The sequence below is a fragment of the Chitinophaga filiformis genome, assembly GCF_021646545.1.
In the GTDB taxonomy this organism is placed as follows: domain Bacteria; phylum Bacteroidota; class Bacteroidia; order Chitinophagales; family Chitinophagaceae; genus Chitinophaga; species Chitinophaga filiformis_A.
The window spans coordinates 701,039-713,903 of sequence record NZ_JAKIRP010000002.1 but is presented as its reverse complement, the minus strand read 5'-3'; the positions used below and the strand labels follow the sequence as shown (position 1 = coordinate 713,903).

The window sequence follows — 12,865 nt, the reverse complement described above, 5'->3', positions numbered from 1 at the left end:
GATAAAAATGCCAAGAGAAACGAGATTCGATACATCAATCGATCTATAATTGTATCGCAAGCGGAAAGAATTAAATATATCTTTGGCCCAATGGCCATGTATTTCTATAAAGTGTAAACTGTAATGAACAAGAAACCATTCAAAGTATCTCCCTGGATCATCTGGTGCAGTTCCCTGTTCCTGGGAATCATTGCCTCCGTTCCTAAGATTGCGGAGCGGCCATTTAATGTAGCGGAAGCCCTGGTCAATTCCGGCATAACATTCCTCTTTTCCATATTTGTATGGTATTACAATATTTATACCCTGCCTACTTATTCCAGGCGGGATATTAACCGTGGATTGTCAATCCCCCGCCTGGTAGCCAGCCTTGTGTTCGGCATCGGCGTCATGTTACTGCTGGCCTATATCCAACAGTGGTTACTTTCTCATATTAACTTTGGTCCGGTGATGCTGATGGTAGAAGTAAGAGGTATCATGATTAACCTCGGATTTTACATGATCCTGCACCTGTTGTATCAGAACTATCAGAACCAACAGGTGAGTATAGAACTTGAGCGTTCCCGGTCTGACAATCTCGGCGCCCAGTACGAGCTGCTCAAGCAACAGGTGAATCCGCATTTCCTGTTCAACAGTCTCAATACGCTGAAAACGATGATCGAGATGGACGATAAACAATCTGTCGATTTCGTGTTAAAGCTTTCTGAGTTTTATCGTTTCACGCTGGAAAGCCGTAAGCTGGACCTGATCCAATTGAAGGAAGAACTGAAGATACTGTCTGCATATATGTTCCTGCAGAAAGCACGGTTTGAAGATGGCATTCATCTGACTAATAACATTGATCCTGCCTATCTTTCCTCACTGATCCCACCGTTCACCTTACAGCTGCTGATCGAAAATTGTATCAAGCATAATATTGTATCGCTGGAGCAACCGCTGGAGATCAGGCTTTATTCTGAAAATGATCTCATTATCGTTGAGAACAATGTACAGCTTAAAATGGACCCGGAAGCTTCGACGAAAGTGGGATTGAACAACATCAGTGAGAGATATCATCATCTCCTGGAAAAAGAAATCATGATTGAATCTGACGATAAAATTTTTAAGGTAAAACTACCAGTCATCCATGAACATACTCATTATTGAAGACGAGATCAAAGCCGCTGCATCGCTGGCAGCGCTGATCATGAAGATTAAACCGGAAGCTAAAATTGTGTCACAGCTGCAGAGCGTCTCATCCAGCGTAAAGTACCTTTCTGAAAATGAACAACCGGACCTGATCTTTATGGACATCCAGTTGTCTGACGGGCTCTGTTTTAATATTTTTAAGGCAGTTAAGATCTCCTGCCCTGTTGTATTCTGTACTGCATTCGAAGACTATACACTGGATGCATTTAAGGCGAATGGCGTTGATTATGTATTAAAGCCATTCTCCAAAGATGACATCATTACTGCTTTCAAAAAAGTAGATGAGCTGAAGAATTTTTTCCAGCAGAATACCGCCGTTCCGCAATTGAATGATCTGCTGGCAAAGGTATCGGCCCCTGCAGGCAAAAAGAACTTCCTGGTCTTTAAAAACAACAAATACGTCAATATCTCCACGGAAGCCATTGCGTTCTTTTACATTAAACACGAGGCAACTATTATCAAAACCTTCGAGCAGGAGGAATATTCGATCAATCAGTCGCTGGACCAGGTGTATGCTATGTTATCGCCGGATCAGTTTTTCCGTCTAAACAGGCAATATCTTGTTAACTTTAAGGCGATAAAAGACGTGGAACATTATTTCGCGAGGAAATTGCTCGTTAACCTGACAATTCCGGCGCCGGAAAAATTACTTATCAATAAGGAAAAAGTACAGATGTTCCTGTCCTGGCTTGAGAACAGGTAAGCTTCACAACATATGACAACTACAACAACTTCAGCTCTTGAGATCAAGAACCCTGTTGACGGCAGCATGGGTTTCAGAATGATACATTTTGAAGACAACTCCCATTTTAAAGAGTTACAAAGGGTAGGATATTTTTCCATTATATGGCTCACCGAAGGTGAGGGGCTGCTGAAAGCAGATTTCACGGAGTATAAGATCTCCAAAGGATCGATGCTTTTCTTCGCTCCCGGCCAGCCCTTTATGATCAGCGGGGAGCAGGTGAAAGGTGTGATGATGAACTTTCATCATGACTTCTTCTGCGTGATCAAACATCATAAGGAAGTAGCCTGTGATGGTATTCTCTTTAACAATATCAATCAGACGCCGCTGGTAAATATTCCTTCGAATGAGGCGCCGGTAATCTGGCAGCTGATCACACAGGTGGAGAACGAACTGCAGACAGCGGGGCTTGCACAACATGACCTGCTGATCTCTTATCTGAAGATATTGCTGATCAATGTGACCAGGATAAAAGTAGCGCAGCATGACGTTAAGCCGCCAGTGTCGGAACAAAACGGAGAGTCGGAAGCCCTGACGCAATTTAAAGCCTATATTGATCAGCATTTCCGGGAGAAACACAGTGCCGGTGAATATGCTGAACTGTTGAATATGACCGTCAAAAACCTGGGGAAAATAGTCAGGGATTACTATGGCCGGACGCCCACTGACATGATCACGGAGCGGATCATTGTGGAAGCGAAGCGGGAACTGTACCTGACGTCTAAACCTATTAAAGAGATCGCGTACGACCTTGGTTTTAAAGATGAATATCATTTCAGCAGATACTTTAAAAATGCTATTAATACCGCTCCGCAGGCTTACAGGAATTCGCTGAAAAAAGCGTGGGCCTGAAGCGTTAAAAAAGATGGATTAAAAAAAAGAACAGGGCCATTTAAGGCCCTGTCTTGTTGTTGTCCATTCTAATGGTTATACATCGGATCTGGTCTTCCAAAAACTATTTCGCTTCAGCCGCAGCTATGATCACTTTCGCAACTGCTTCGGGTTGAGAAATAAATACTGCGTGGCTGCCTTTTACTTCTGTTACTTTATCGTTACCGCGTTTGTACATATTACGCTGAATGTCCGGAACGATGGCTTTGTCTTCAGTAGCTACAACAGCATAAGCTGGTTTTGTTTTCCATGCCGCTTCAGTTACAGGTGTTGTAAAACTTGCACCAAAGATGGGCGCCTGAGATGCAGCCATAAAGTCTGATTCAGATTTGCTCAGGTCTGCTGCAAAACCAGCATGGAACTTCGCGATATCGTAGTAAACGAATCCTTTTTCATCCGGAGGCAGAATACCAGCTTCAGGAGCACCTGGTAATGAAGTAGCCCACTGGAGGGTATTTTCGCCCTTGTCAGGCTGGAAAGCAGCTACATAAACCAGGGAGGCTACGTTAGGATGGGTACCTGCTTCAGTGATGATAGTACCGCCCCATGAGTGACCTACCAGTACTGCAGGGCCATTCTGTCTGTCCAGGATACGTTTGGTAGCTGCAACGTCGTCGGCCAGGGAAGTGAGCGGATATTGCACGATGGTCACGTTATAACCTTTCTTCACCAAGATGTCATGTACTTTTTTCCAACCGGAACCATCTACGAAAGCACCATGTACGAGTACGATGTTTTTAGCGGTCTTGTTCTGTGCAAAAGATGATACGGAAAGGAGGCTTAAGATCAGTGCAACTACTGTAAATAAAGCGCTCTTTAATTGCCATTTTGAAGTTGATGTTGTTTTCATTGTGTGTATATTTTTTGAGTTTGTTTTTGTGTTTGTGTTTTCGTTCGTTTTGTGATACAAAGATGGTTCAAAATGGCACCGTGGAGAATGACAGTATTTCCCAACCTGATGGACATTTTTCCACGGGGCATAAAAAAAGCCGGCATGTTATGCCGGCCTTATATAGTTATTTCAGCTGAAACCCGCACTACTGCTGGGGATACCAGTCGCGCAGGCGTACTTCTATGTTCTTGTTCCCTGTATTTACCTTCTCTTTAAAGGCCTTAACATCGCTTAAGCCCTTGGCACCGCGGTAGTGGTATGGGTAAACGATCCGGGGTTTGAAGGCCAGTACGGCGTCTGCTGCTTCTTTTACGTCCATCGTATAAGGCAGGTTCATACAAACGAAGGCCACATTGATATGCTTGAGCGAGCGCATTTCCGGGATGCCCTGTGTATCGCCTGATATATAGATACGTGTGCCGCTGACGCTCACTATATATCCATTGCCCCTGCCTTTCGGATGTTTGGAATCGGGTGTTTCGGGGAGGTTATACATGGGGATAGCATTAATAGTAATACCATTTTGAGTAGTGAACGCAAAGTTCTTCAACACGGTCACCATTGGTTTGTAGGAAGCGGGCAATTTGTCGGCCACTGCCTGCGGCACGATCAGCCGGGTATTGTTGGTCTTCAGGGCGGCAATAGCGGCCGAGTCGTAATGGTCGCCATGTATATCTGTGATGAGGATGATATCCGGCGCCGCAAGGCCCTTAAAATGGCTTGTTTTACCTGCAGGATCTGCATAGATCACAGTACCGCCTACAGTGAGTACCAGACTGGCATGCTCCACCGGCTGTACCACCAGGGGCCCTTTTGACGTCTTTAAAGTATCCGGAGCGCTGATCTGGGCATTTACGCTTCCGGTAAAAGCGGCGAAACACAATAATAGTATTCCAAGTCTCATAGTCATAATATTGGATGGATGATAAAATAAGCGTTCGGACGATAAATTTAATCTTTATCAACAGGTTAGCCAACAGGGTCATGTTCCACGCAGGAAAACAGCGCGGAAAATGCAGGGTAGCGGCTGCTCACTTAAATAATAAACCAACGAAGAAAGCCGGCTCAGGTGATATGAGCCGGCTTCTTTATACGTTAAAATCCCCCCTAGATACTGTACCAAAAAACGAAGAGACTAAAGACAAAGAATATTAGCAGTATTTCTATTACCCAGATGTATAGTACTTTCTCTTTCATATTTTTCACACAAAATCTGATAATGAGATCAATTAATAACGAGATAATTAGACAAGGCAGAAAAACCACAACTGCATAGATCGCATATGCTCTTTCTTCATTACGTTCCATTGGTGTCTGGCTATAAATACCAACCACCAAAAATATGATTGCGAGAATGATGCTGGGCGAGAAAATATATGCCCAGTTTTTTTTAGCAGGAGTATCAGCGTTCACGAGTTTTGTTTTAAAGTAAATATGATTATCACCAGTTGCACTCTTACCAGTATATGTGTGTAAAATGAGCAATCAAAAACACAGCCACCATTAAGATAGGTTCTATTACCCAGATATATAGCGTTTTATTCTCCTTCCCTTTCAGAAAGCCCCTGAGCATAACATCCAGTACCAGCAAAACAAGCAAACAAGGCGCGACAAGTAAAAGTCCAAGGATTAAATATGCTTCATCCTCACCACGCGTAGCGGTTATGTAGCTATAAACACCTACTATCGCGACAATAATCGTTAAAACGACGGATGGTGAAAAGATAAATGCCCAGTTCTTTTTGGGTGTAGCATCAACATTCATAGATATAATTTAAACTGAAAAAGGTCAATGACACATATTATGCCAGCAGGAAAGCAGGAATGCCTATCACCATCGCCGCTATTTCTATTACCCAGACGTAGAGTACTCTGTACTTCACGTCTTTCCGGAATAATATCCGTAGAAAGACATCTAATAACAACGAACAAATTGCACAAGGCATCAACAGCAAAAGTGCATAAAACGTATCGCCCATATCTTCGCCAAGTGCCATCAGGAGAAGCATAGCAATAAGCACCATCACAGTGATAATTGCTACAAGTCTGCCGGGAGTAAAAACAAACGCCTGCTTTTTTAAAGCAGTTGTATCTAATTTCATAGGTTTTAAATTATGCTCAATATAATTATTATCAGTAGCACACGCACTTTTTATTATCTAAAATATCGTAACTTCCCGGTACCCAAATTATTCACCTATAATCCTACACCCATGTCTACTAAAGAATCTTTCTCTCTCCACGGCGAGAACCTGTTAAAAAAGGTAAAAGAACTCATTGCAGAAGGTAATGTAAGAAAGATCACTATTACAGATAAGTCAGGTAAGGACCTGATGTCGTTCCCATTGACTATTGGCGTAGTGGGTGTATTGCTGGCTCCTGTGCTCGCAGCTGTTGGCGCATTGGCAGCGCTGGTTGGGGAGTGTTCGATTACAGTGGAAAGAGAAGAGGAAACGCCGAAGCAGGAATGATCACTCATTCTCCAACATCTTACGAATCATCTGCTGTGCTTTCTTTCGCTCCTGTTTACGCATATCAGATTTAGCTTTCGCTGCATACCCGCGGCTATCTGTTTCGAAATAGATTTCCCCATCAGAGATGTAAGACCCTTGTTTTATCATAAGACCATTTTTGTGACAGGTATCATAACCACAGGAATGTTTGGAATAGATCCCAAAGTTCCGGTGTCCGAAACGCTTTTGCGTGATTGTTTTCTGCTGATACCTTTTAATATCATCCCAGATCCTGTTTGTCTCTATCTTGGTTAACTGTTGCCCGAGCGTCAGTACCTCCAGGTAAGTCTGCGGGTCTTTTATCTGCAGGAAATCAAATGATTTTTTAAATGTTTGATGGGCATAATCACGCACGGTAATCTTATCCTCAATGCTCAGACGTTCATTTTCCATGATTGACCGGTAGAGTCCCAGCGTATTAAAGTCTGTGTATTTCTTATAATTATCTATGAAGAAGAGATATTCCTTCAGGGTTAGGGTCTTAAACTGTCTTCCTATTTTCATATCACAAATATATCGCAATAAAACGAACCTGCATTCAACCCCGAAGTGCTTCCAAAAGTGTCCAACTTTTCGGGGGAACTTCAAAGTCCGATGCAGGTTCGTTCTATCCGGAAACCTGATTGTATCAGGCAATTACTATAACTTCAAACTTACTTTCTCACCTGTTTTCGCAGCCTGGTAGATCGCATCCATGATCTTCAGGTCCTTCACCCCTTCTTCACCATTGACAGGCACTACAGGTTGTTTACCATTGAGGATAATATCAGACATCTCTTCCATCTGCAAGGTCTGATGCACCACAACCGGCTGATTCAGGTCTCCTTTATGCGTACGGCCTTTAATAGGCCCATAGCCGGTAGATGGCTGCATCTCTGCAAATCCTTTATCACCGTTCAGGAAGAATTTATCCAGGTTGTTCATGCTGTAGGTAGACAGGCAGGAAGCAGTTGCACCGCTGGGAAAGCCCAGCTGGAACTGGATCGTTTCATCCACACCGGGTTTGAACTTCTCCCGATCGGTTTTGGTCTCCTGGGCGGTCACCCACACAGGCTCCTCTCCTACCATATAACGGGCGCCATTCACGGCATAGATGCCAATATCCATCAGGGAACCGCCACCGGCCAGCTGTCTGTTCAGCCGCCACTGTGTAGGGTCTCCTATCTTAAATCCACACAATCCCTGGAAAAAGAGCACCTTTCCGAACTCACCGGCATTACGCATGCGGATCACTTCCAGTGTATGTGGCTCGAAGTGCATACGGTAGCCTACCAGCAGCTTCACCTTGGCATTACGGCAGGCATCCACCATTTCCTGGCCTTCTTTTGCATTCAGGGCCATTGGTTTCTCACAGATCACATGTTTGCCGGCCTTTGCCACACGGATCACCTGGTCGTGATGCAGGGCGTTCGGAGTGATCACATACACAGCATCAATGTCCGGGTTGTCTTTGATCTTGTCAAAGTTCTCGTAGTTGTAACAGTTCTTCTCCGGAATATTATATTTCCCCTGCCAGTCTTTGATCTTGGAAGGCGTTCCACTGATCACGCCTACCAGTTTGGCTTTCTTACAGGCCCGCATGGCTTCTGCCACCCGGGTGCCATAACCGCCTAATCCCATAATAGCCACCCGCAATACGGGGCCGTCATACGGCTGTTCGTACAGATCCGGCTTACCCGCCATTCCCAGGCGGGGAAGAACAGTCAATCCAATAGCAGAAACAGCAAAATTTTGTAAGAAGTGTCGTCGAGTATTCTTCATAACAAGGGTTTTATACAATAAATTGAGCGTACTGGTAAGATATTCAGAAAAACGGGCTCCTGCAACCCGTTCATGTAAAAGTGATGCCGCAATTTTCATACCCTATCCGCTGACTAAAAGCGAACACCACTATATCAAAACCGGACACTTTACATAACAAAAACCCCTTTAATACACTCATTATCAATACAGTTACAAATTGGCACCCTCTTGGAGCCGCCACTGTTGTATATTTCGTATTGCCAAGACTAAATAGCATTCAATGTTCCGGTATTATTACAAGATCGCTGTACGCAACCTCTGGAGGAATAAAGGCTTCTCTGCCATTACGATCTTCGGGTTGGCCATCGGACTGGCGACTTGTCTACTTATCACTCTATTTGTAACGGATGAGTTGAGGTATGAGTACTTCAATGACAAGGCTGACCGCATCTACCGTATCAATGCAGACTTCCTGGTGAATGGCAGCACGTTCAGGGAAAGAAACACGCCGGCCCTGTTCGGGCAAGTGCTGCAGCAGGATTATCCACAGATCGAAAAATATGTACGCTTTCTACAGCAGGAACATATACTGGTGAAAAAGGGAGAAGAAACCCTGATGGAGAACAATTCCTGTTTTGCCGATTCCACGGTTTTCGACATCTTCAGCCTGCACATGATCGCCGGCAATCCAACAACCGCTTTGCGCCATCCTTTTTCCATGGTTATTTCAGAAAGGATGGCAAAAAAATACTTCAACAGTACAGATGTTGTTGGCAAAATATTAAACACTGACAACATCAACCACTATACGATCACAGGTGTGATCAAAGATGTGCCACCACAATCTCATCTGCATTTTGATTTCATCAAGGCGATGGCACAAGAGGAATACAGCAGGCAGGCACAATGGATGGCTGACAATTTTGTAACATACGTACAGGTACGTCCCGGTACCACGCAGGCGCAGCTGGACGGATTCCTGCAGCAGGCCACCAAAAAGTACATGGAGAACGATCTCAAAAAACTGACAGGGAGTGACCTTGCTGACCTGGAGAAAAAAGGCGGGCATTTCAGGTATCAGTCCATTCCGCTTAAAAAGATCCATCTTTATTCCGACCTGACCAATGAAGCAGAACCTTCCGGCAACATACAATACGTCTACATTTTCATTATCACGGCCATTATCATTCTGTTGATTGCCTGTGTGAACTTCATGAACCTTTCTACCGCCCGCTCCGCAGGAAGGGCCAAAGAAGTGGGCCTACGCAAGGTGATGGGCTCTCAAAGAAGCAGCCTGATAATACAGTTCCTGGCTGAATCTATCATTACCAGCTGCTGCGCGATGCTCATTGCAATAGGCATGACGGCATTACTGCTGCCTTATCTGAATGAGTTATCAGGAAAATCGCTCAGCATCACAGTAACATCCCTAGCATGGACACTTCCCTTATTGTTCATAATAGTGATCATAGTAGGCCTGCTGGCCGGCAGTTATCCGGCCTTCTTCCTGTCTTCCTTTGAACCGGTAAAAGTGCTGAAAGGCAAATTCTCCTCCGGCTTTAAAAGCAGCTGGCTGAGGAACAGCCTGGTCATCTTCCAGTTTGCTGCAGCCATCCTGCTCATTGTTGGTACGCTGGTCATCTACAATCAGCTGAGTTATATACACAATAAACAGCTCGGGTATAACCGGCAACAGGTACTGGTAGTAGAAAATACACAGGCACTCTGGATACATGCGAAAGGATTCAGGGAGGAGGTGCTGAAGATTCCGGGAGTAACGGCAGGCACGATGACAAATACATTGCCTACTGTGATTAACATCAACACGAATATTTACTCCAAAGATGCCGCCAGGAGCCCCGGACAGGTGGTAGGTATCCCGGAATGGTATGTAGATGCAGACTATATCCCCACACTCGGCATGCAGATGGCAAGCGGCAGGAACTTCTCACCCGACATGCCTACTGATACCGGAGCACTTGTTATCAACGAAACAGCAGCACGACTGCTGGGATTTACAGATATCACTGACAAATACCTCTACCGGGGCGACAATAAAATGAAGATCATCGGTATAGTGAAAGACTTTAATTCAGGCTCTTTGCGCAACAAGATCGCGCCGGCTGTACTGACATTGGGAGAGTATACAGGCACAATGGCATTCCGCATCAATACAAACAATATTCAGCACATCATCAACAAGATCGGTGAGTTGTATCATGCACGGCCGGGCATGCAGGGACAACCTTTCAAGTATACCTTCCTGGACGATAACTTCAACAGGTTGTACCAGGCAGAAGAACGTACCGGTAAGATCTTTATTTCTTTTGCCGTACTGGCCATCCTGATCGCTTCCCTGGGCGTGTTTGGGCTTATTACCTATGCCGCAGAACAACGCACAAAAGAGATCGGTATCCGCAAGGTATTAGGCGCATCTGTATCGGGTATTGTAGCGATGTTATCAGCCGACTTTCTGAAACTGATCGCCTTCGCAGCCGTCATTGCTACGCCACTGGCCTGGCTGCTCATGGACAAATGGCTACAGAACTTTGCATACCGTATCAATATCAACTGGATGATATTTGCGGTATCCATTATCCTGATGGGACTCGTCACTATGCTGACCATTAGCTTCAAAGCCATCAAGGCGGCGCTGGTCAATCCGGTAAAAAGCTTAAGATCTGAATGATTGAAAAAGAACTCAATAAATCAACCTCGTGAAATAACTTAAAGACCTGCCTGACACCATCAGGCATCAAATAAAAAAGGGATGCATCAAACATAATGAACATCCCAGGATTCGCTGAAATGACTACCTGAAATCATTGCGTAGGTAAACGAAAGAGCCAGTATCAAAAATATGATACTGGCTCTCTTCATATAGATCAATGCTTAATTCTGCAATATCCACTGGCTGCTCTCGAAATAGGCTGGTACGTTTGTACATTGTGCGAGTCCGCTTTGGTTCTCCAGGTTCAGATAAGTATTCTGCCACTCATTCTTTAAACGCGTATTACCGTTGTAGCTTTCCAGCACCCAGTAACTGCTGTAAAAAGTATTGGGTACATCTGAACTCTCCACATAGCTGTACAGGTGCTCAATATTCAGGTAATGGCCTGTTGCCAGGTTTTTAAACCGCGTATGTCCATTCACCTGTTCCTGTACCCATCTGTATTGGTTACCGCTGCTATTACCATTATATTTTACCTGTCCGTTTTCCTCGTAGAGGTAAGTATTTAACCACTTGTTTTTGATCAGTACACCGGTGCCTGGCTGTGGATTACCGCCACCACCAATGGTGTTTAACAGGCTCTCCGCATTGCTCACCTGCAGATTGGCGAGGTAAGTAAACACCTGGTTCAGCTGCTGCTGTACGGTACCGTTACCAGCGTACTGTTTTCTATACCCATACAGACGGGCAATCAGTTCCAGCTCATGTTGTCCGTACGGAACACCCAATTTCTGCTGCATAATGGTCAGGAAGGAATAACCATATTCATCGGTCGGCTCGATGATGGTGCCTTCACCATAGTCATTCCAGGTAGCAAACTGAATGATGTTCACGCTTGAATTCAGCGCCTTATCCAGCATAGTAGAGAAGGTAGAAGTACCATTAAAGGGAATCTCCCAGGTAGGACCATCCGCACCGCCGGCAGCATAGAAAGACTTGAAGCCAGGATAAACCACTCCTATAGACAGCGGGAAACTGGCCGCCTGTGTATAGTAACGGTCCACTACACCCGGATGCTCCTGGTAGATCCAGGGAAATTCACCACCGGCATTGCTAGCGCCTACTTCATTGGTGAATCCGAAAAGCGGAATGATCTTCGGACGCGGATTAATACCATTGAGCATGGTATTCCATTCAGAAGGCTGATGGAAAGTGATAGGTCCGAAGTTCAGCACTACGGGATCATTAGACGCATTCCTCAGATAATTCCCCTGATTAAAATAGTTGTTCTGCATGTATACAAAATCGCCGTTGGCACTGGACGCCATACCAGGGTCCCAGTTGCGGTCCTCATGTACAATAGAGAATTGTAATCCCACGGCATTCAGTTTACTGATCAGCGCATTGGAATTGCTCAGGTTATCGGGATAGTCATACCGTTGCCTGGTGCCCGGCCAGTCGATGAATACGCCGTCTGCACCAGCATACTTCATCAGCAGTAATTGATACTCGATGATATCCGGATCGCCGGAAGCGTAAGGCCCTGTTTTAGGATAAAAATAAGCGGCAATTTGTCTTTTGCCATTGACAATAATGTCTGGGTTCTGGGTATTCATTTTCCAGTGATAACCCCAGGCGCCCCTGGATGCGGGTGTTTCAAACCACGGCATCCAATGGATAAAGATCTTCTTGTTCGTGGACTTGCTGACAGCTACCGCGGCCCTGGTATGCAGATCAGCAGACAGGTGTTCCTGTGGCTCAAGTGACGATTTGTTACACGCGAACAGGAACAGAGCACAACAGGCCCATAATAGAGTTCTCATTTTGAGGGAGATTTGATGAATAAATAATAAATGGTTCTTTTGAGAATGACGATATGGCTTTTCCGCATCGAAAATAATCACCGCGCGTTTACCCACATAATAGTATGACCGGAATATAGAAGAAAAAAGAGGCTTTAAAAATATAAACAGCTTGATAATCAGCCCATTCAGAGAGGATTGCTATTGAAAAAAATATAGACGTTGCCGCGATAAAAACGATCGTAAAGTACCCGTTAACGTAGGGTCACTATTAAAAAAAACGTAGACATTTCTGTTATAAAAAAGGGCATAAACCACCTGTAGAATACACTGTCACTATCTAAAAAAATATAACCATTCAGGCTGCAATAATAAATACGAAGTCTACGTTGAACACAGTACCACTATTTTAAAAGATATAGTCAT

12 protein-coding genes are annotated in these 12,865 nt (G+C 44.6%); 5 read left to right on the top strand and 7 right to left on the bottom strand.

The window, feature by feature from the left end:
* The first annotated feature begins 123 nt into the window (after window positions 1–123).
* The 3 genes from L3C95_RS09180 to L3C95_RS09170 are packed head-to-tail and all read left to right on the top strand — an operon-like array spanning window position 124 to window position 2,779.
* Window positions 124–1,143 carry a sensor histidine kinase gene (locus tag L3C95_RS09180; protein WP_236386983.1) on the top strand — a complete coding sequence of 340 codons (1,020 nt, stop codon included), beginning with the start codon at window positions 124–126 and terminating at the stop codon, window positions 1,141–1,143.
* The gene (locus L3C95_RS09175; RefSeq protein WP_236386981.1) at window positions 1,124–1,888 is read left to right on the top strand and encodes a LytR/AlgR family response regulator transcription factor; all 765 of its coding nucleotides are present in this window, start codon (window positions 1,124–1,126) and stop codon (window positions 1,886–1,888) included. Before L3C95_RS09180 ends, L3C95_RS09175 begins: the two co-directional genes overlap by 20 nt.
* Before the next feature lie 12 nt (window positions 1,889–1,900).
* Window positions 1,901–2,779, top strand: coding sequence for a helix-turn-helix domain-containing protein (locus L3C95_RS09170; protein ID WP_236386979.1), 879 nt, complete (start codon window positions 1,901–1,903; stop codon window positions 2,777–2,779).
* Window positions 2,780–2,882: 103 nt separating this feature from the next.
* Here L3C95_RS09170 and L3C95_RS09165 read toward each other — a convergent pair whose 3' ends face one another.
* From L3C95_RS09165 to L3C95_RS09150, 4 genes are all read right to left on the bottom strand, one after another.
* Window positions 2,883–3,668 (bottom strand): alpha/beta hydrolase, encoded by a 786-nt coding sequence (locus L3C95_RS09165; RefSeq protein ID WP_236386977.1) that lies wholly within the window; start codon window positions 3,666–3,668, stop codon window positions 2,883–2,885.
* 187 nt (window positions 3,669–3,855) lie between these two features.
* Window positions 3,856–4,614 carry an MBL fold metallo-hydrolase gene (locus L3C95_RS09160; protein ID WP_236386975.1) on the bottom strand — a complete coding sequence of 253 codons (759 nt, stop codon included), beginning with the start codon at window positions 4,612–4,614 and terminating at the stop codon, window positions 3,856–3,858.
* Between the two features lie 552 nt (window positions 4,615–5,166).
* The gene (locus L3C95_RS09155) at window positions 5,167–5,475 is read right to left on the bottom strand and encodes a hypothetical protein (protein ID WP_236386972.1); all 309 of its coding nucleotides are present in this window, start codon (window positions 5,473–5,475) and stop codon (window positions 5,167–5,169) included.
* A gap of 37 nt (window positions 5,476–5,512) precedes the next feature.
* Entirely contained in the window at window positions 5,513–5,812 is a 300-nt protein-coding gene (locus L3C95_RS09150; RefSeq protein WP_236386969.1) for a hypothetical protein, read from the bottom strand.
* Window positions 5,813–5,923: 111 nt separating this feature from the next.
* Here L3C95_RS09150 and L3C95_RS09145 point away from each other — a divergent pair, with 111 nt between their 5' ends.
* A complete protein-coding gene (locus tag L3C95_RS09145; RefSeq protein ID WP_236386968.1) occupies window positions 5,924–6,181 on the top strand; it encodes a DUF4342 domain-containing protein in 258 nt (85 codons plus the stop codon).
* Here L3C95_RS09145 and L3C95_RS09140 read toward each other — a convergent pair whose 3' ends face one another.
* Both L3C95_RS09140 and L3C95_RS09135 read right to left on the bottom strand, forming a co-directional pair.
* On the bottom strand, window positions 6,182–6,727 hold the full coding sequence (locus L3C95_RS09140; protein ID WP_236386966.1) for a hypothetical protein: 546 nt from the start codon (window positions 6,725–6,727) through the stop codon (window positions 6,182–6,184).
* 135 nt (window positions 6,728–6,862) lie between these two features.
* Complete coding sequence (locus tag L3C95_RS09135; RefSeq protein WP_236386964.1) at window positions 6,863–7,984, bottom strand: Gfo/Idh/MocA family protein; 1,122 nt, start codon at window positions 7,982–7,984, stop codon at window positions 6,863–6,865.
* A 262-nt stretch (window positions 7,985–8,246) separates the two neighbouring features.
* On the opposite strand from L3C95_RS09135, the gene L3C95_RS09130 reads away from it, so the two are divergent.
* Window positions 8,247–10,655: an ABC transporter permease gene (locus L3C95_RS09130; RefSeq protein WP_236386962.1), complete on the top strand. Its 2,409-nt coding sequence runs from the start codon at window positions 8,247–8,249 to the stop codon at window positions 10,653–10,655.
* Between the two features lie 203 nt (window positions 10,656–10,858).
* Here the strand turns inward: L3C95_RS09130 and L3C95_RS09125 are convergent, their stop codons facing one another.
* Complete coding sequence (locus L3C95_RS09125) at window positions 10,859–12,460, bottom strand: glycoside hydrolase family 71/99-like protein (protein ID WP_236386960.1); 1,602 nt, start codon at window positions 12,458–12,460, stop codon at window positions 10,859–10,861.
* Window positions 12,461–12,865 lie beyond the last annotated feature (405 nt).